The organism is Paenibacillus sp. FSL P4-0184, assembly GCF_038004625.1.
Lineage (GTDB): Bacteria > Bacillota > Bacilli > Paenibacillales > Paenibacillaceae > Paenibacillus_AQ.
Genome location: NZ_JBBORN010000002.1, coordinates 801,607 through 820,060 on the forward strand (window position 1 = coordinate 801,607; position 18,454 = coordinate 820,060).

Consider the following 18,454-nt stretch of genomic DNA (forward strand, 5'->3'; position numbering starts at 1 on the left):
GATATGATGCAGGATGATGTTAGGAGAACTTACTACTTTTGAACATATGGGGCGACAAATTATCTTGTATCTCCCTAAAGCATATCATTTGTTTACTGAGCGAAGCTTCCCGGCGGTTTTCTTACAGGATGGCGATTTCTTGTTCAAAGAGTCGATTGCTGATATAGAAAGGGATGTGGAGGCGGGGATTACAGAACCGGTTATTTTTATCGGGATTGATTCTCAGCTTCGCAATGATGAATATACACCTTGGGAAATGCCTGCTCTTTTTAAGGATTGGTCCTTTGGGGGCAAGGGGGATGACTATTTGGATTACGTATATAAGGAACTGGTCCCGCATATAATTCGTTCCTTTCGCATCTCTCATGAGCCGGGCAAATTGGCATTAGGCGGTGTATCACTAGGTGGGTTAATAAGTATGTACGCGATGTACAAGACAGAGTCTGTTTTTGATAATTTTATATTCATATCCGCGTCTGTGTGGTTTAAAGATTTTATACATTATATGGAGACTTCAAAGTTAGATAGGGAATGCAAAGTCTATATGTATGTAGGTGAACAGGAAGGTATCCAGAAGACTAATGCACAGAAGAACATGGTGCCTAATAGTAAACGTGCTTTTGATATTTTAAAAGAGAAGATTGATGGAGCTGATCAGCGGGTGATGTTTGAGACAGATCCATTAGGCACGCATAATGACACGTTTTTTCTGCAATATTTTCCGAGTAGCATCAGATTCTTATTTCCCGCAAAATGAATAAAAGGACGAGCAGGATAGAGTATCCTTGCATCGTCCTATTTTTTTACATATAGGTTAGATAACCATAATTTAGTCTTGTGTCCGACCATATCTACTTTAGTTACTCTTCTGTATATTCTCAAGATGTACGTCCAAATTATCAAAGGTTTGTGAAATACCCGGTAGCATCCCCATATCAATCACTTGTTGTAACGCTTCTGGAGAAGCGTATTTACCGGTGTTAACCAGCTTCGTTTGACCATCCAGCTCGATAAAATCTAGTTGGACTAGTGTCTCGGGCAGATCTTTTGAAATATTACCTTCTGCATCTGAGAACCCGTCCGTGTAAATAATTTGCTCTGGAATCGAAATTTCCCGATAAATCGCCTTACCCCAAGACTCCATACCGTAGAAATCTCCCTGACTCTTATCCTCGCATTTCATGCAATAATGCCAAGTACCTCCTGGCCGAAAATCGACATGGCATACGGGAAGTGTCCAACCTTTTGGCCCCCACCAATGCTTCAAATGCTCAGCCTCAGAAAAAGCTTTAAAAACTAGCTCCCGTGGGGCTTTAAAAATACGCTCTAATATTAGAGTGCTGCCTTCAACTTTGGATACTAGTTGGTTGGTTTGGTTAGAATTTGTCATTGGATAAATCCTCCTCGTTTACTTTTCATTATCTAATTCCTTGCTTTGTAGCTTCTGCAAATAATCATCCAGTCGATCGTAGCGTTCCTTCCACATATGACGGTAGGATTCTAACCAAGTGTCCAATTCCTTAAAAGGGTCAGGGCGGAGCTTGCAAATGCGCCGATTAGCAACAGCTTGAACTTCAATAAGGCCTGCTTCACTGAGAACACGCAAATGCTTGGAGGCTTGAGGCTGACGCAGCTGAAGACTTTCTGCGATCTCTCCAACGGTTAGGGGATTCTCGCGTAATAGTTCAACGATCTGCATACGATTAGGCTCTGCTAAAGCACTCATTACGTTAGTATTCATAAACAATCATCACTTCGATTCATTGATTTGATTCGGATTTCATATGACGGGCCATGATGGAGCGACTCAACAGGCCTACTTCCTTGTATTTCCTGTTTGCTTTCACAATATACCATTAAGTGAATATTCCTGTAAAGGTATATTTAAATTTTCATTGTATGATAACTTCAAAAAAGGGCATAGTACAAGCATTACGTAGAAATATGTTCCATGATAACCATTAAACTTTACAAAAAACATAGGAATAGATATAATTAAGTATAACTTATCGGTTTTAGATTTACGCAAGGGGCCTAACGCCAGTAGGCTCCTTTTGTATTTCTTGGCCATGTTACAGGAGGGTGAAGGTCATACACAATGAAAAGATTATGGTTTGTGTTCATTATGGTCCGCATGGGGAGCGTTTAATCCGGCGTGGTGTGCAACTATCTGAAATAATAGGGGCCCCATTGTTTGTATTAAATGTCGATAGTTCGGACAATGATGAATATAATCAGAGCAAAGAAATGTATATGACGGTTTGGAAACGTCTTGCCGATGAAGCTGGCGCAGAATTTATCATTCGGAAACGTGAAGGCCGAAAAACAACTGATATTATTGTAGAAGTAGCTGAAAAGAATGAGGTTACACAGATCGTCATTGGACAATCTGCTCAGACTCGATGGCAGGAGCTTACCAAACGCAATTTCATCAATGAACTCATTGGTAAAATGAAAATGATGGATCTGCATGTAGTTGCCGTTCAACGGATGCGCGCCGGGCTGGAAGAAACCCATGAGGAAGGCGTAATCGCCTACCTGGTCAAAATCGGGGATGAGTATCAGCTCAGTGATGAACCTAAGGGTGAGTATTCACTTAAAGGAAAGTTCTTTCACGAATTACACACAGAATTTGAGAACGGTTTATTCAGAATTGAGCAAGAGGATGGAAAGGCTAGATATTTGCATATTTGTGATGGCACATTGACCGATTCTTTATAATCGGCGTGCCCTTATCTTCATGAGGGCCTATTATTAAGGGCCCTTCCAATCATATGATCTTTGGCTTTTGGTAAAAAAGTAAGTACTAAAGTTCACAACTTGATAAGCTCAAGTGGAAAAGGAGGACTGCCTTTGCTGCATGTAATCATACTTGTTCCGTTTCTAATGGCCTTAGTAATCGCACTTTTGACCAAGAGAGCATCCAACCTTCATAGAGGATGGCTTGTTTTCCCCGGTTCACTCGCTTTGTTTGTATATTTTTTAACCCGGATTCCCGTTATTAAGGGAGGGGATTTGGGATATGAAACCGTTTCATGGATTCCTTCCCTAGGCATTGATTTGGTTTTCCATCTGGATGGATTAAGTTTACTGTTCGCTTTGTTAATCACTGGAATGGGTAGTCTTGTAATTATCTATTCGATTTATTATCTAGACAAGCGAAAAGAAGCGTTAACCCCTTTTTATATTTATTTAATGTTGTTTATGGGGGCGATGCTTGGCGTTGTGCTCTCGGATAACTTGATGGTGTTATACGGCTTTTGGGAATTAACAAGTGTTTCGTCATTTCTGTTAATTGCCTTTTGGCATCGGCGGCAAAAATCGCGGTATGGTGCTCTCAAATCTATGTTGATTACCGTATTTGGTGGTTTAGCGATGTTTGCCGGCTTTTTAATGCTTTATGTAATGACAGGCACCTTTAGTATCAGGGAAATTTGGAGTGAGGTTGGCGATATTAGCGGGCATGCTTTATTTATTCCGGCGATGCTACTAATTCTCTTAGGCGCCTTCACCAAATCAGCTCAGTTCCCGTTTCATATCTGGCTGCCGGATGCCATGGAGGCACCGACACCCGTCAGCGCCTATCTGCACTCGGCAACGATGGTTAAAGCTGGATTGTATCTTGTCGCCCGTTTCAGCCCTGTTTTTGCGGGGCAATATGAGTGGTTCTGGGTTGTGTCAGGCGTCGGTTTGATCACCTTGATTTATGGCTCTATCCAGGCGATGAAGCAGACGGACCTGAAGGCTCTATTAGCCTATTCAACGATTAGTCAACTTGGACTGATTATGGGATTGCTAGGAATGGGATCGGCAGCGGCATTTTATGCAGGGGAAGATTCAGTCTTTTACACTGCTGCAACAACAGCGGCTATCTTTCACCTTATTAACCATGCCATCTTTAAAGGCTCTTTGTTTATGATGGTCGGTATAGTTGACCATGAGACAGGTACCCGCGATCTGCGAAAGCTGGGCGGACTGATTTCCATTATGCCGGTTACCTTTACGGTAGCGATGATCGGCAGTTTCTCCATGGCTGGTTTGCCGCCATTTTCAGGATTTTTAAGTAAAGAGATGTTTTTTACAGCTGTCCTGAATATCCGAAACTTGGATATATTCTCTATTCCCTCGTTGTTTACGCTCTTCCCGGTTTTGGCCTGGATTGCCAGCGTGTTTACTTTTGCATACAGTATGATTTTGGTATTCCACACCTTTTTCGGAAAATATCAGCCTGAGAAGCTGGACAAAAAACCGCATGAAGCCCCATTTGGACTTCTGCTTGCCCCGTGCCTGCTAGCAGTGCTGTCTATATTTATCGGTTTTTTCCCGAATATATTATCTAATACACTTATTATCCCTGCAATGAATGCTATTCACCCTATCTTGCAGACCGGGGAACCTTTTGTTGTGAATATCCATTTCTGGCACGGATTTACACCAGAAGTATGGATGACACTTGGTGTTGTGATTCTTGGTATTACTGTATACCGAATCTATGGCCGCTTAAGTCTGGTCGATAAAGAATGGGGCAGTGGCTACACTTTAAATCAAGTCTATGACGGAGTAATCCGGCTGGTTGAGAAATTGTCTAGATGGGTGACTGGTTCTTATATGACTGGTTCCATGAGACATTATTTAATGTATATTTTTTCCTTTTTGATCGTAACGATTTGCGGTGTCGTCTGGTATTCAGATGGAATTACACTTGGTACGACTGAGTATACTCCCTTTTCTTTGTTTGAGGTTATTGCTGTAATGGTTTTGCTTCTAGGTGCTTTAGCGATTCCGTTTGTGCGTTCCAGAATAACAGCCATTTTGTTAACAGGAATGGTTGGTTATATGGTTACTTTGCTCTTTGTTCTGTTCAGAGCTCCTGATCTTGCGCTTACGCAAATGATTGTTGAAGTGGTATCTGTTACATTGTTCCTATTATGTTTCAGGCATTTGCCTAGGCTGGAAAAAGAGAAGCTCAAACCTCGTGCGCATTTCCTTAAACTAATTATTTCCATCGGGATGGGCGTAACGATGACATTGGTTGCACTTGCTGCTTTAGGCAGTAGTCCGTTCGAACCCATCTCGAAATATTATGTGGAGAATAGCTATACTTTGGGTGGCGGTAAAAATATCGTCAATGTACTGCTCGTTGATTTCCGCGGTTTTGATACCATGTTTGAAATAACAGTACTAGGCCTCGCCTCACTTGCTATTTATTCCATGATCAAGCTGCAGTTGGACGGAGAGGGTACAGCAGCCCAACTGAAGAGAGTTGTTCCCTATAATAAGCCTCGTTATTCCCGAAGTGATGATGTGTTACTGCAAGCGGTAGCTAAAGTAGCATTCGTTATCATTCTGATATTTTCGTTGTTTTTGTTTTTTGCCGGTCATAATAATCCGGGAGGCGGATTTATTGGGGCTTTGATGGCATCTGCAGGTTTGGTGCTACTAGCTATTACTTTTGGGATGGATATGGTTGAGAAGGTGCTGCCTATTAATTATCGTAAGTTAATTGCGATCGGGATTTCGATTGCTTTTCTTACCGGGGTTGGCTCATTTATATTCGACGTACCCTTCCTGAGCCAAACGTTTGGATATTTCCAATTGCCGCTTATGGGCAAAACAGAACTAACCACTGCAATGTTCTTTGATCTTGGTGTTTATCTAGCTGTGATAGGTGTCACTATGAATATCATACTTACGATCGGGAGGGATAGCTAATGGAGCTTGTTGTTGCCTTGGCGATCGGCGTATTGTTTTCCGTAGGTGTTTATCTAATCCTTTCCAAAAGCTTGCTACGCATCCTGCTGGGTACTAATTTAATTACCCATGGTGTTCATTTACTGCTACTGACAATGTCGGGTCTCAAGACAGGTGCTCCACCTTTACTAGGTGAAAAAGCGGAGGCGTATGTAGATCCGTTACCGCAGGCGCTCATTTTGACCTCTATTGTAATTAGTTTTGGAGTAACAGCATTCTTCATTGTTTTGGCATACCGGACTTACCGTTCGACGGGCACGGATGATGTGGAAGGAACCAAGGAGGAGAGACAACAATGAACAACTTGCTAGTGCTGCCTCTGCTGATTCCGGCCTTTACGGCAGTCATACTGATTTTTCTAAAAGAACGAGTGGATCTGCAACGTATTATCAGTGCCGTCAGTGTGTTTTTAAATATCTTGGTTGCTGGAATCATTGTGTACCAGGTAAGTACAAAGGGCATCCAGACCCTATATATGGGTGGATGGCTTCCACCTTATGGCATTGTGTTTGTTGCCGATATGTTTGCGGCCTTACTTGTGCTAATCGGTGCTATTGTTGGTGCGGCTTGTCTATTTTTTTCCTTCGCCAGCATTGGGGAAGAAAGAGAACGGTTTTATTACTATCCGTTTTTCCATTTTCTATTAACTGGGGTGTTTGGCTCTTTTCTCACCGGAGATCTGTTTAACTTGTTCGTCTGCTTTGAGGTCCTGTTAGTTGCCTCGTACGCTTTAATTGTACTTGGTGGCTCCAAAGGTCAACTGAGAGAGACGTTAAAATATGTATTAGTTAACGTGATTTCCTCTTCCTTATTTGTAGCAACGCTTGCTTATTTATATGCCGCGACAGGAACACTGAATATGGCACATCTATCTATGCGTGTAGCAGAGGCGGGACAAGGCGGTGTAATGAACGTCATTGCGGTCCTGCTGCTGATCGTATTTTCGATAAAGGCAGGTTTGCTGCTCTTTTTCTGGCTTCCGGATTCTTATAGTGCACCACCTGTGGCTGTTAGAGCACTGTTTGGAGCATTGTTAACGAAAGTGGGATTGTATGCCATTACACGTACCTTTACATTGATTTTTATTCAAGAACCGGGACTCACCCATTCACTGATTGCTTGGATGGCGGGAGCGACGATGATCCTTGGTGCAATCGGTGCACTGGCTTACAACGATCTGGGGCGGATTTTTAATTATAATATCATCATCAGTGTTGGATTTATTGCTTTTGGGATTTCTGTCGCGACTCAGGATTCATTAAATGGTGTAGTGTTTTATTTAATGCATGACATGGTTGCCAAAGCATTATTATTTTTCCTGGGCGGGATGATTATCTCAGCATCGGGCACCGACCGCTTAAAAGAAATGGGTGGTTTAATCCGACGCTATCCGTGGACCGGCTGGATGTTCTTCGTACTGACTTTGGCGTTGGTTGGTGTTCCACCACTTAGTGGTTTCGCTGGAAAAGTGATGATGGTGCGTAGCGGATTTGGACAGAATCATGTGGCTCTGGCACTAATTGCACTTGCATCAAGCTTCATAGTGTTATATTCCTTGATCAAGGTATTCCAGCAGGTATTCTGGGGTGGCGAGAAAAGGGAAGAACAAGTCAAACCGCTTCATTATAAAGCTATGATGGCACCGGCAGCTGTTCTGTTCGCGATTGTAATTCTGATGGGTGTAGGTGCTGAGACGGTAAACGGATATGTCAGCCAAGCCGGAGCCGTACTGGCCGATCCAGCATTATACATTAACGCTGTCATGAAGGAGTAGATACTATGGCTTTTCAACTATTATTGAATTTCATGATAGCATTCCTGTGGATGTTTCTGCACAATGATTGGACTGGGCCACGTTTCGTCATTGGTTTCCTGCTCGGTATACTCATTCTGCTCGGAATGCGACGCTTTTGGCCCAGATTATATCTTGGAAAAGTGTGGGCGATCATTAAACTAATCCTGTTGCTGCTGCGGGAGCTAGTCGTTTCTAGTTATGTAGTGGTAAAAGCCGTTCTAAGACCGGAGCTTAATATACGTCCAGCTATTCTCAAATATACTACAGAGCTGAAATCGGATTGGGAAGTGGCAACGTTAATCACGATGCTCTGCCTCACTCCTGGATCGGTGGTGCTTGAAGTGTCGGATGATAATCGGACATTGTATATTCACGCTATGGATGTTGATGACCCTGCACAGTTCAGAGCAAATATCCGTGATACCTTTGAGCGAGCGATACTGGAGGTGACCCGCTAATGATTCATTTTATTCTTATGCTATCCATTACGATCATGGCTTTAGCTATAGGCGTATGTGCTTGGCGTTTGGTGAAAGGACCTTCTTTACCTGACCGAGTCGCTGCACTAGATACGATTGGAATTAATCTGCTAGCAATGGTGGCCGTGTTATCTGTCTTTCTCCAAACGCAGGCTTTTATAGAAATTATTTTGTTGATTGGAATTCTTTCCTTTATTGGAACGACAGCCTTTGCCAGATATATCGAAAAGGGAGTGGTGCTAGAAAATGGAAATGATCAAGACTACAGGTGAGTTGCTGTTTGCCTTGTTAATTCTTATAGGGGCATTGCTTAGCGCCGTTAGTGCTATTGGTTTGATACGGCTACCTGATGTTTATCTAAGATCACATGCTGCCGCGAAGAGTGCCACTCTCGGTGTTTTATGTGTCTTGGTTGGGGCATTTCTATATTTTGCATTTTTTCAGAATCATATTAGTGCAAAGCTATTACTAGGAATTGTCTTTGTATTTATAACTGCACCTTTATCCGCCCACCTAACAGGCAGAGCGGCATATCGCTCCGGTGTTCCTCATTGGGATCGAAGAATTCAGGATGATTTAAAAGAGGTCCTGGAGAAAGAACAAGTTATACCGGTAACCCCTGAACGAGATATACCTCAAGAACAAAGGTAGAAGTGTTAGGAATTATCTTGATTTTCAATAACAGCAGCAAAAACTGTAACAAACCCGCGTCTACACGCGGGTTTGTTTTTTATTAATGGAGTACTATTTTTTTGTTAACATCTCAACGAACCAATATTTTGCCTTCTCCAGCGAGCCTGCGTAGCACCCTCGGAAGACACTCAATGTCTGCTTCAGGTATGTCTAATTGAATACCGTAATGGAAACAGTCCTGCTGTTCTCTATTCCATTTTAGAATTCCTTCTAAGTAAATAGATTCATCCGTAAGATTCATTTCCATACCAATCCGTACTAGGTTATTTTCTGGATTGATGTTGAGGGGTAACGATAAGTGGCAGCCTGTTCGACTGATGTTGAACAGAACAGCTCTTACAGGCTTAGAAGGGACCTGGATTCCGTTAATACTAAGAATATGAAGATCAAGGGTTACAGGTTCTTTAAGGGTATATCGAAAAGGTTCAGTTCTGCGATTAGTGTTCATATGCTCCTCCATACTTTTCCATCTACTATAAATTATCGACAGGAAAACAGGATTAGTGAAGAGTTATTAAACATATTAAAGTTTCGGAGTTACAAAAGCTGCATACCTAATTTTTGATTTTATCGTAATAATGTAAGTATTTCTTTTACAGAATTATCTACAAATGATCTTTCAGGACGGGATTTCATGATCACAGTAAGTCCAATTAATGATATGACTAGTGTCTGCGCTAAACTTTTTGCGTTAATAGTTGAATCAAGCTCACCTGAGCGCAAACCTCGATCAATCGTTTCTTGAAATATTACCGAGAGATACATCTGGTGTTCTCTTGTCAGGAGCTCAAATTTCTCATCGTGGGGTGAAAGTTCAACCATCGAATTAATGCAAAAGCATCCCCAGTTCGGATGTTGTCCATATTCTTTTGTTACTATATTTTCGAAAAAGTCACGGAATGCCTCTTTAACAGAAGAATTGTTTTGAAGCTTGTTACGAACATAAGCAGCATGAGAGCTCGTATATTTCCGCAACGCAGCTTCAAATAGTCCTTTTTTATCTCCGAAGGCAGAGTAGATGCTAGGCCGCTGAATACCCATTCTTGTTGTCAGGTCGCTTAAAGAGGTAGCCTCGAACCCTTTTTCCCAAAAAACTTGCATAGCTGCATCCAATGCTTTCTCCTCATCAAATTCACGTGGTCGAGCCATAGTAACTCCCTCTTTTCATATCGAACGGTATGATATTATTTTATGGTTTGAATATTATTATGTCAATAAGAAATGAACGTATAAATAGTCGGATTCTAATCTTTGGTTGTTCTATAAGCTAATCTCTTGACAGTTATCTTTTTTTAGAGTTATATTTGTCAAACGTATTTACGTACTGATTGGTATGTAATGTATGAATTTGATAAAAGTTAATCAGGAGGCGTTATCTTTGGGGGAATCTGTTGAGGAATCGAAAGCTATTATAGCGGATCAAACAGTCAAAAAAGCTGAAAAAGTAAAAGGAGGGCTTAGAGCGTCGGAACCAGTGCCTGTATCAATAATATCTCGAAATGTGGCAGTTTTATTTTCCATCGCCTGCGGAATAGTAGTTGCTAACATATATTATGCGCAACCTTTACTGGACGCTATTTCGAACGAGTTTGGTATTTCTCATTCATTCGTTGGACTTGTTATTACAATCACTCAAATTTTTTATGCACTTGGACTGTTATTACTAGTGCCTCTTGGTGATCTATTAAATCGGCGTTGGCTGATCGCTGGACAGATGCTCCTATCCGTATTGGCTTTAATTGTCGTTGGTACTGCCACCAGCAGTATAGTGTTATTCGTAGGTATAGCAGCGGTTGGGTTTCTTGCCGTAGTGACACAGACGCTCGTTGCATTCGCGGCAACTTTGGCTGCTCCAGCCGAACGTGGGCGTATCGTTGGTGTTGTGACAAGTGGAATCGTAATTGGTATTCTACTGGCGCGAACTTTCGCTGGCGTATTAATGGATTTAGCAGGTTGGCGTTCTGTCTACCTTGTTTCCGCGGTATTAACACTAATCATGGCATGTGTATTGTTTCGGGTGTTGCCACATTATGAGCACAAAAGAGAATCATTATCTTACCTACAGTTGATTCGTTCAATGTTCACGTTGTTTGCTCAGGAACGAACTCTTAGAATCCGTGCTGCACTAGGCATGATGATTTTTACCGCTTTCAGTATATTATGGACGTCTCTAGTATTACCTCTCAGCGCCCCACCGTTTTCTCTTTCACATACAGCGATTGGAGCATTTGGTCTCGCAGGTGTTGCAGGCGCGTTAGCAGCAGCGCGAGCAGGTCGCCTTGCCGATCGAGGTTTAGGGCAGAAGACCACAGGTGTAGCCTTGATTCTTTTGCTCATATCATGGTTGCCAATAAGTTATGTTCAACATTCACTTATTGCATTAATCGTTGGTATTATCCTTCTTGATCTTGCAGTACAAGCCGTACATGTCACCAATCAGAGCATGATCCTTACTTTGCGACCTGAGGCACGCAGTAGGCTTACTGCCGGTTACATGATTTTTTATTCCATTGGCAGCGCCACTGGGTCGATCGCATCTACCAGTATCTATGTTTACTTTGGCTGGAATGGAGTGAGTTTGTTAGGTGCAATTGTGAGTGCTCTGGCTCTTCTTTTTTGGTTATTAACAAAGGAGTAACTGAAGGGATGAGTATTCGTGCTGAAAAAATTGTAATACTGATCTCGCATAATTAGGTGCGATTTCTAAGTCTTAACGCTCCAGCCAGGGCTATAGTATTTCATGTCACCTGGCCTTGGGAGCAATTCGAAAAGTTCAATTCAACATGAAAAATAAACAAAAAGCTCAATTAGAAACTACATCTGTTGTTGAATTAGGGAGGGGATCTTTTGGTGAAATAAATTCGTGAATGATTTGACGGAAGTATTCGTGATTATCATAGCTATTGTACATACGCCAGGCCATTGTTTCTGAATTCCCAAAAAATAACCGCTCAAATTGGGTTTGGCGGCTACCGAATGCACCCGCTCCCAGTTCCCATGCGACCCGGAATAAGGCATTTCGGTACCAAGCATCCGAGACATTACCCTTCAAATACTGATGGAGGTATGAACCGGCACTTGAACTGAAGTCCGATTCAGAGATGATCATGATAAGCCCGCTTGAACTGAGATTTTGAACCATTTCAACCATCTTCGGATAAAACTCTGAAAAGTGAATGGTTGAAGCTAAAAGGGGGCCTTTATCAGGAACAAGAAATCCAAATTTATCGTGGGATGCTCCTACTTCAGAAGCGAGTCTTAACGCTTTGAATGTTTCTAGAAACGTCAGTATTCTTGAAATCGGCAGAATGGTGAAGGGCTCGAGCTCAGCATTTTGTTCTTCTGCCACAGATTCTAGCACACCGAGAAAGAACTCAGTCTTAGCAATATAGCGGGTGATGATTTGGTGACCCATATGGGTATGAAAGTGACTCTCACCGAACAATCGGGCACAGTAGATCTCATCTCCGTAATAAAATATTCGATCATGTGGGATGAGTACGCGGTCAAATATAACAAGCGTATCCATTTCTTCATATCTAGAACTTAAGGGATGGTCGTAAGTAGATGTGGCTGAGTAACTTTCACGGCAAAAAAAAGTCATCCCAGGCAGATCATTAGGTACTGCAAAGGCAAATGCGAAGGGATTATCATCATCTACAAGGGATGGTGAAGGCGTAGGGAATACTAGCATTTCATCGCATGTAGCCCCTTGTGTTGCCATCATAAAAGCACCGGTCACAACCATCCCTTCGTCCTTGATTTCTACGACTTTAGCAGCGATAGAATCCTCTGTGGCATCAACCTGACCGGATATTTTACTTGCTTGTGGCTGAATGAATGCATGGGATAAAGTAATGTCATGATCTCGGCAGTAGGCATAGTATTTCCTGAGGTTCTCGGCATATTTCGGATGAAGGTCCTCAAGGATATCGGCAGCAGTAAACAGGGACATGATTGCCGTATTCATATAATCTGGGGAGCGTCCTAAAAAACCGTGATGTCTGTTTGACCAGAGTTCAATCATTTTTCTTCGACGTTCTAAATCATCAACACTTTTGGGTGGGAGAAAAGATAGACCAACAAGCTCTCCGGTATCAGGTGAAGGGTAGGTCATCTGCGCTAAATAACGCTCATCACACTGCATGTCGTACATTTCGGCTTGTGTTTGTATGAGGCCTTGAAATGCGGGATGTTTGGATAAGGGCCCTTGTATACGCGTTCCTTTGTACCAGATATTGATATTTTGCCGTTCGATTCGTTCGATGTATTGATTACCATTTTTAATAGGCAAAAGTTCCACCTCTTTGAATGCATGTTGTACTAATAAAACATTGTTATTGTTTTAATGTACGTAACCATGATTCCCCTTGTACATTGTCCACATTTGGTGGATATCCTATTATTCATTACATGTAAATTAAACCAAGGATTAGAAAAAACTATTGAAAGGAATCTCATAGTTTGAAGGTTATTAACTGGGTTTTTATGCGATTAGCAATATTTCCAGAGCTCGTCGTAACGAATGGTGCGAATTCCGTTCTGGGCAATATACCGCTTGAGTCGTTCGTCTTGGAACAGTCTGCGGTCGGCGTCTCTCTCCCTAGCGATATGTTCGCCGGTATGCTGCGCGTTTCCGAAATTAAGGATCTCCTCATCCATAAATGTAGGGTGCGTGACTAGGCGATAAATGCCGGAGGGGACGGATTCCAATGCTTGAATGACGTTCAATACGGGATCTTTTCTTTGGCCTGTTCGGTTATAACTAATATTCATGCAAACGTTTCGGTAGGACATTAACCCTTCGCTTTCACACCAATTATCGAATAGGTGAGTGAGCCGTTCGTCGATTCGCTCGAAACCCATATGCGTATCAGCGTAATAAGGTTTGAAGCCCAGCTTTCTGACTGCTTCCAGTTGAGCTTGTAATTCGGCCATCACCTCCGAAATTTCAAATCCCGACGTTTTCCAGTCTGCAGGAGACCGGTGAAAAGTGCCGTCTTCGAGTACTAAGCTCGGAACCTGTTTTGGTGACAACACCGGACCCCAGCGAACACGGTCCCACTCTGCATGCAGGGTGCAATGAAGGCCAATGCAAAATCCATCCTCCTGAGCAAATAGCTTCGCAGCGTCCTGTACCGCTATGCCATTTGCCATTAATGAACCATTGCGGAGCACGCCGTTACGCCACGCCTCGTGGATGGCCTTGTTGGCGGAATAGCTTCCCCCCAAATCGTCGCCTTGCGTGATCAAGTAAATTTCCAGTTTCGGCAATTCATTCAACCTCCGGTTATTTTGTCGTAAATGCGTCCATCCAAAAAGTGCCAATAAAAGATTGCAATCGCTTACATGTGATGCTATATTGATTGTAGCATTACCAAAACGTTTTGGAAAGTTTGAGGTTTTTATATGTCACCTACAATCAAAGATATCGCTAAAGCGGCAGGCGTATCCATTACTACTGTATCCCGCGCGTTGAACGGCTACTCCGACGTCAATGAAAAAACGAGAAACCGGATCAAGAAGCTGGCCGAAAAAATGTCCTACCGGCCGAACGCTCAGGCACAAAGTCTAGTACTGAAAAAAACGAATACGATCGGCGTTATCATTTCGGAGCTTACGCGCGACAGCGTCAAAGCTGCTTTTTCGTTCGAGGTGTTGTGCGGCATTAGCGACCGGTCCAGCGAGCTGAATTACGATATCATTTTGTTCAGTACGAACCCGAACAAACAAATGAATAAAACCTATTCGGACCTTTGTCGGGAGCGCAATGTTGACGGGGTTATCCTGAAGGGGCTAAAGACAACTGATCCCTATTTAAGAGAGGTCACCGATCAATCTATGTTCCCTTCCGTGTTAATCGACATTCCTGTCGCCGGCGAGCGGGTCGGCCACGTCACGACTGATAATGTAAGTGGAGTCAGGGATGCCGTCCGTCATTTGATCCAGCAGGGACACCGCAATATTGCTTTCATAAATGGTTATAAAGAAGCGGCTATCTGCGCAGATCGCTTGTCAGGATACATGCTGGGCTTGCAGGAGGCTGACATCGCCTACGATGTTAGCAGGGTTGAAGACGGCCGCTTTTCGGAAGAGGGGGGGGCGGATGCCATTGGCAAAATCCTGTCGCGCCACCCCGAAACTACAGCTGTCGTATGCTCCAGCGATATTATGGCGCTGGGCGTGATGAAAGAATTGGAGCAGATGGGAAGGGCAATACCTGATTCCATTTCAGTGATCGGCTTTGACGACATCTCGATAGCCTCCTACAGCACGCCCAAACTGACCACTGTACGTCAGGAAAAATACGAGATGGGCTATCAAGCAGCGCAGATGCTCATCGACATGATAGAAGGGCGCAATGTCAAGCATAAAATCGTGCTTGAAAATCGGCTCATTATCCGTGAGAGTACGGATCGGTTGCAAAAAGGCTAATGGCTTTTTTGCATCCTTTTTCCGAAACGTTTTGGAAATCTCCGTCAGACACCGTTTTAAGGATTTCCTTCGGAAATCTTTAAATAAAAACTACTGACTAAAAGGGGAGAAATGGGCTTATGAAGAGATTCAAAATCGTATCGATGCTGTGTTTGACCATGGCACTGGGTTTAACAGGATGCAGGTCCAACAACGAAGGAGGGAACGCATCGGGTACGCCAAGCTCGTCGGGGGAAAGCACCGACAAACCGGCGGAAACCGCCGTACAAGAAAAAGTTGTACTTAAAATTCCACATTATAAGTCAGGTCAGAACGTAGGGGCAAAATTTTTCCTACCGCAAGTAGAGCGCTTCAACACAAAGTATACCGACAAATATGAAATTCAAATCGAAGAAGTGCCGAACGATGACTATAATGACAAAATCAAGCTTCTTTGGCAGCAAAAAGAGCTGCCCGCACTTATCGAAAAAGGAGCCAATGAGCTTGTCGAGACTCTAATCGAAAAAGACGAGATTTACGACCTGAAGCCATTTTTGGATTCAAAGCCGGAATTGAAAGCGACTCTGATCGAGGATTCCGTCGCATTCAATACTAGAGATGGTAAGATTTACACCATGCCGTCTTCCGTAGTTCGTCCGATCGGCTTGTTCTACAATAAAGAAATGTTTGCAGACGCGGGAATTACAAAACCAATCGCGCAAATGAATTTCGAAGAATTCGATCAGGCGCTTCAAGCACTTAAGGACAAAGGGATCACACCGCTTTCACTGATGACAGGGGAAAACGCCTGGACCACGATGCTTCTTGCATCCGCTTTCATGGCCAACGAGCCAGGAGCTGAAGAAGTGCTGAAGAGCAACCGCGCAGACAAGGAATTCGATTATACGAGTCAGATGTGGGTCAAGGCATTTGGTGAAGTACAAAAGTGGCTCAAGGAATACACGACGGACAATGCGCTCGGCGCCGCTTACGCGGATTCCGCCAACAACTTCCTGAACGAAAAAACGGCGATTATCGCGAACGGGACTTGGATGGTCGGTGACTTCTCGGATACGACGAAAGCGCCGGAAGGCTTTGACAAGAAGGTCGGCGTTTCTCTCTATCCCGGCGGCATTGGGCTGGCTACGACAGCCGAGTATTCTTGGTGGATTCCGAAGGGGCTAAAGCAGGAGGAGACGGAAGCGGCACTTGCGTTCATCGAATTTATCCGTTCTCCCGAGGAAATCGAAGCATATATGGTTGCCGAAGGCGGGCAAGCTCCAAATATTCAGACTTCCGCCGAGTTCACCTCCAAGCTGAATCCGATTTTGGCTGAGATGAATCGGTCCGTGACCAGCGATTTGAAGATGATCGCTCAATCCATGGCGGATGTGTGGCCGGATCAGATTTCGTCCAAAGAGTTTAGCGGCTATCTACCGCTGCTGGCACAAGACAAAATGACGCCGGAGGAATTCGCCGAGCATTTAACGAAGAAAGCGCAACAATTCAAAAAATAAGCCACAACGGATGAGCCCTCTCCTCGCAGTGAGAGGGCTCATTGCAGAAAAAGAGGTGAAAAAATGAAAATCAAGTGGTTGAATGTATGGATTGCGGCGTTCTTGGCGCCAACGGTTCTTGTGCTGGCTTTGTTTTATATCGTCCCGATCGGAACGGTGCTAGTGACGGGATTTATGGAGTGGGACGGTCTGCGCGCCCCCGAATTTAACGGTGTAAATAATTACATTCATCTTATTACGTATGACAACACCTTTTTCATTGCCTTGCGTAATATCCTGCTATGGTCGCTTATTGCGGCTACGATGCACGTCGGATTCGGCACACTGGTTGCGTTCGTTTTGTACAAGAAACATATCGGATGGAGATTCGTTCGGGGCGTGTTTATGGTGCCGATGGTTATCTCCGCCGCTGCTTGGGCGATCATTTATAAACTGTTCTTCAACGATGAAATCGGCATTTTGAACCATATAATCAGGAGCATTGGCTTTTCGGATTTTCATGTCAACTGGTTTTTCGATTCCCCTGCCTCTTTTTTCGCAATTACGCTCACTTGGTTATTTTATGCGGTGTACGTTACCTTGATCGTCTATAACGATTTGATGGCCATTCCCAAGGAAGTACATGAAGCTGCGCTGTTGGACGGAGCGAGCGAGTGGGGGATGATCCGGCACATAAACCTGCCGCTTGTCAAAAAAGCGATCGGAACAGGCATCATATTGTCTGTCACTGCGCGGATCGCCGGATTCGAGGAAGTGGCACTTACCTCCCGAGGTGGGCCGGGCAACGATACCTATAACATAACGCTGATGCTCTATGACGGCATCGTTAATTACAACTATGGTTACGCCAACGCGGCAGCAACGATCATGATTCTGCTTGGCATCCTGGTCCTTCTGCTGATCAACAGGCTGTTCAAGATGAACGAGAGTACTTATTGAGGGGGGTGTGAAAGTGATAATAAACATCCGAAAATGGCCTGAACTCATCGTCTCTTACAGTGTCATGACGTTTACGGTCTTGGTGTCGATATTCCCGATTTTATGGATTCTGTTTTCTTCCTTCAAATCAAACAAAGAAATATTGAATGATCCTTTTTCACTGCCGAAAAAAATTGATTTTCAAGCATACATGGATGTTTTCACACAGTACAACTTTTTGGGGTACTTTATGAATTCCATGTTCATTGCGATAGCCTCGACTTTGATTGCGCTGTTCATTTACACGATGGCTGGTTATATTTTCGGGAAATTCAATTTTCGCGGTAAATCGTTCTTATTTATCCTTTGTACCATTACGTTGCTGATCCCGGGATACGCCCGCGCGCAGCCTATCTTCACGATCATCATGAGCCTCGATCTCTATGATACGAAGGCCGCATTGATCCTAGTCTATGCGTCGTTCGGCATGGCGCTGGCATTGTTCATCCTGCGGTTATCGTTTATCGCAATTCCCAAAGATCTTGACGAATCAGCTTTAATCGACGGCGCGGGCTTCTGGAGAATCTTTTGGAACGTAAATATGCCGTTGGCCAAATCGGGCATCTCGACAGCCGGCATTTTAATGTTCTTGAACAATTGGAATGAATACTTCTACGCGCTGATATTGACTACCAGTGAGAAGAACAGAACATTGCCGGTGGCACTGGAATTTTTTAATGAAGCATTCTCCTACAATTATACAAGAATGTTCGCTGCGCTAATGATGGTGATTCTCCCGGGGATTGTGATTTACGTGCTTGTTCAGGAGCAAGTGCAGCAAAGCGTAGCTTCTTCCGGGGTTAAGGGATAATAAACATACGAACGAG

Annotated in this window: 19 protein-coding genes; 13 read left to right on the forward strand and 6 right to left on the reverse strand. The window is 43.6% G+C overall.

Annotated elements, in window-relative coordinates; all coding sequences use genetic code 11:
- Positions 1-13: 13 nt before the first annotated feature.
- Positions 14-757, forward strand: coding sequence for an alpha/beta hydrolase (locus MKY52_RS25350; RefSeq protein ID WP_341054302.1), 744 nt, complete (start codon positions 14-16; stop codon positions 755-757).
- Between the two features lie 99 nt (positions 758-856).
- Here MKY52_RS25350 and MKY52_RS25355 read toward each other — a convergent pair whose 3' ends face one another.
- On the reverse strand, positions 857-1,390 hold the full coding sequence (locus tag MKY52_RS25355; protein WP_076299382.1) for an SRPBCC domain-containing protein: 534 nt from the start codon (positions 1,388-1,390) through the stop codon (positions 857-859).
- Positions 1,391-1,408: 18 nt separating this feature from the next.
- Positions 1,409-1,741, reverse strand: coding sequence for an ArsR/SmtB family transcription factor (locus MKY52_RS25360; RefSeq protein ID WP_341054305.1), 333 nt, complete (start codon positions 1,739-1,741; stop codon positions 1,409-1,411).
- Positions 1,742-2,082: 341 nt separating this feature from the next.
- Between MKY52_RS25360 and MKY52_RS25365 the strand changes: the two genes are divergently transcribed.
- The 7 genes from MKY52_RS25365 (at position 2,083) to mnhG (ending at position 8,676) form a co-directional block, all read left to right on the forward strand.
- Positions 2,083-2,721, forward strand: a complete 639-nt coding sequence (locus MKY52_RS25365) for a universal stress protein (RefSeq protein WP_231573438.1) — start codon at positions 2,083-2,085, stop codon at positions 2,719-2,721.
- A gap of 126 nt (positions 2,722-2,847) precedes the next feature.
- Positions 2,848-5,712 carry a Na+/H+ antiporter subunit A gene (locus MKY52_RS25370; RefSeq protein WP_341055629.1) on the forward strand — a complete coding sequence of 955 codons (2,865 nt, stop codon included), beginning with the start codon at positions 2,848-2,850 and terminating at the stop codon, positions 5,710-5,712.
- Positions 5,712-6,050: a Na(+)/H(+) antiporter subunit C gene (locus MKY52_RS25375; protein ID WP_341054307.1), complete on the forward strand. Its 339-nt coding sequence runs from the start codon at positions 5,712-5,714 to the stop codon at positions 6,048-6,050. Before MKY52_RS25370 ends, MKY52_RS25375 begins: the two co-directional genes overlap by 1 nt.
- Positions 6,047-7,525 carry a Na+/H+ antiporter subunit D gene (locus MKY52_RS25380; RefSeq protein ID WP_341054309.1) on the forward strand — a complete coding sequence of 493 codons (1,479 nt, stop codon included), beginning with the start codon at positions 6,047-6,049 and terminating at the stop codon, positions 7,523-7,525. The genes MKY52_RS25375 and MKY52_RS25380 overlap by 4 nt, the downstream gene beginning before the upstream one ends.
- 5 nt (positions 7,526-7,530) lie before the next feature.
- Positions 7,531-8,004 (forward strand): Na+/H+ antiporter subunit E, encoded by a 474-nt coding sequence (locus MKY52_RS25385; RefSeq protein ID WP_042187625.1) that lies wholly within the window; start codon positions 7,531-7,533, stop codon positions 8,002-8,004.
- Positions 8,004-8,297 carry a Na(+)/H(+) antiporter subunit F1 gene (locus MKY52_RS25390; protein ID WP_042187626.1) on the forward strand — a complete coding sequence of 98 codons (294 nt, stop codon included), beginning with the start codon at positions 8,004-8,006 and terminating at the stop codon, positions 8,295-8,297. Before MKY52_RS25385 ends, MKY52_RS25390 begins: the two co-directional genes overlap by 1 nt.
- Positions 8,272-8,676 (forward strand): monovalent cation/H(+) antiporter subunit G, encoded by a 405-nt coding sequence (mnhG, locus tag MKY52_RS25395; protein WP_076282804.1) that lies wholly within the window; start codon positions 8,272-8,274, stop codon positions 8,674-8,676. Before MKY52_RS25390 ends, mnhG begins: the two co-directional genes overlap by 26 nt.
- Positions 8,677-8,788: 112 nt before the next feature.
- Here the strand turns inward: mnhG and MKY52_RS25400 are convergent, their stop codons facing one another.
- Both MKY52_RS25400 and MKY52_RS25405 read right to left on the reverse strand, forming a co-directional pair.
- Positions 8,789-9,166, reverse strand: a complete 378-nt coding sequence (locus MKY52_RS25400; RefSeq protein WP_042187629.1) for a PilZ domain-containing protein — start codon at positions 9,164-9,166, stop codon at positions 8,789-8,791.
- 119 nt (positions 9,167-9,285) lie between these two features.
- Positions 9,286-9,867, reverse strand: a complete 582-nt coding sequence (locus MKY52_RS25405; protein WP_341054311.1) for a TetR/AcrR family transcriptional regulator — start codon at positions 9,865-9,867, stop codon at positions 9,286-9,288.
- A gap of 229 nt (positions 9,868-10,096) precedes the next feature.
- Here MKY52_RS25405 and MKY52_RS25410 point away from each other — a divergent pair, with 229 nt between their 5' ends.
- Positions 10,097-11,356: an MFS transporter gene (locus tag MKY52_RS25410; protein WP_445671033.1), complete on the forward strand. Its 1,260-nt coding sequence runs from the start codon at positions 10,097-10,099 to the stop codon at positions 11,354-11,356.
- Between the two features lie 165 nt (positions 11,357-11,521).
- Here MKY52_RS25410 and MKY52_RS25415 read toward each other — a convergent pair whose 3' ends face one another.
- Both MKY52_RS25415 and MKY52_RS25420 read right to left on the reverse strand, forming a co-directional pair.
- Positions 11,522-13,012 (reverse strand): 4-hydroxyphenylacetate 3-hydroxylase family protein, encoded by a 1,491-nt coding sequence (locus MKY52_RS25415; RefSeq protein ID WP_445671034.1) that lies wholly within the window; start codon positions 13,010-13,012, stop codon positions 11,522-11,524.
- A 200-nt stretch (positions 13,013-13,212) separates the two neighbouring features.
- Complete coding sequence (locus tag MKY52_RS25420; protein ID WP_341054315.1) at positions 13,213-13,992, reverse strand: ChbG/HpnK family deacetylase; 780 nt, start codon at positions 13,990-13,992, stop codon at positions 13,213-13,215.
- A 135-nt stretch (positions 13,993-14,127) separates the two neighbouring features.
- On the opposite strand from MKY52_RS25420, the gene MKY52_RS25425 reads away from it, so the two are divergent.
- The 4 genes from MKY52_RS25425 to MKY52_RS25440 all read left to right on the forward strand — a co-directional run bounded on the left by MKY52_RS25425 (position 14,128) and on the right by MKY52_RS25440 (position 18,438).
- The gene (locus MKY52_RS25425) at positions 14,128-15,153 is read left to right on the forward strand and encodes a LacI family DNA-binding transcriptional regulator (RefSeq protein ID WP_341054317.1); all 1,026 of its coding nucleotides are present in this window, start codon (positions 14,128-14,130) and stop codon (positions 15,151-15,153) included.
- A gap of 119 nt (positions 15,154-15,272) precedes the next feature.
- Positions 15,273-16,649 (forward strand): ABC transporter substrate-binding protein, encoded by a 1,377-nt coding sequence (locus tag MKY52_RS25430; RefSeq protein ID WP_341054318.1) that lies wholly within the window; start codon positions 15,273-15,275, stop codon positions 16,647-16,649.
- Between the two features lie 63 nt (positions 16,650-16,712).
- A complete protein-coding gene (locus MKY52_RS25435) occupies positions 16,713-17,588 on the forward strand; it encodes a carbohydrate ABC transporter permease (RefSeq protein ID WP_341054319.1) in 876 nt (291 codons plus the stop codon).
- Positions 17,589-17,601: 13 nt separating this feature from the next.
- Positions 17,602-18,438, forward strand: a complete 837-nt coding sequence (locus MKY52_RS25440) for a carbohydrate ABC transporter permease (protein ID WP_341054321.1) — start codon at positions 17,602-17,604, stop codon at positions 18,436-18,438.
- Positions 18,439-18,454 lie beyond the last annotated feature (16 nt).

Excerpts from the sequence above, each read along its gene's own strand:
- MKY52_RS25350 (WP_341054302.1), top strand. The coding sequence starts at position 14 with ATGATGTTAGGAGAACTTACTACTTTTGAACATATGGGGCGACAAATT.
- MKY52_RS25355 (WP_076299382.1), bottom strand. The coding sequence starts at position 1,390 with ATGACAAATTCTAACCAAACCAACCAACTAGTATCCAAAGTTGAAGGC.
- MKY52_RS25360 (WP_341054305.1), bottom strand. The coding sequence starts at position 1,741 with ATGAATACTAACGTAATGAGTGCTTTAGCAGAGCCTAATCGTATGCAG.
- MKY52_RS25375 (WP_341054307.1), top strand. The coding sequence starts at position 5,712 with ATGGAGCTTGTTGTTGCCTTGGCGATCGGCGTATTGTTTTCCGTAGGT.
- MKY52_RS25380 (WP_341054309.1), top strand. The coding sequence starts at position 6,047 with ATGAACAACTTGCTAGTGCTGCCTCTGCTGATTCCGGCCTTTACGGCA.
- MKY52_RS25385 (WP_042187625.1), top strand. The coding sequence starts at position 7,531 with ATGGCTTTTCAACTATTATTGAATTTCATGATAGCATTCCTGTGGATG.
- MKY52_RS25390 (WP_042187626.1), top strand. The coding sequence starts at position 8,004 with ATGATTCATTTTATTCTTATGCTATCCATTACGATCATGGCTTTAGCT.
- mnhG (WP_076282804.1), top strand. The coding sequence starts at position 8,272 with ATGGAAATGATCAAGACTACAGGTGAGTTGCTGTTTGCCTTGTTAATT.
- MKY52_RS25400 (WP_042187629.1), bottom strand. The coding sequence starts at position 9,166 with ATGAACACTAATCGCAGAACTGAACCTTTTCGATATACCCTTAAAGAA.
- MKY52_RS25405 (WP_341054311.1), bottom strand. The coding sequence starts at position 9,867 with ATGGCTCGACCACGTGAATTTGATGAGGAGAAAGCATTGGATGCAGCT.
- MKY52_RS25425 (WP_341054317.1), top strand. The coding sequence starts at position 14,128 with ATGTCACCTACAATCAAAGATATCGCTAAAGCGGCAGGCGTATCCATT.
- MKY52_RS25430 (WP_341054318.1), top strand. The coding sequence starts at position 15,273 with ATGAAGAGATTCAAAATCGTATCGATGCTGTGTTTGACCATGGCACTG.
- MKY52_RS25435 (WP_341054319.1), top strand. The coding sequence starts at position 16,713 with ATGAAAATCAAGTGGTTGAATGTATGGATTGCGGCGTTCTTGGCGCCA.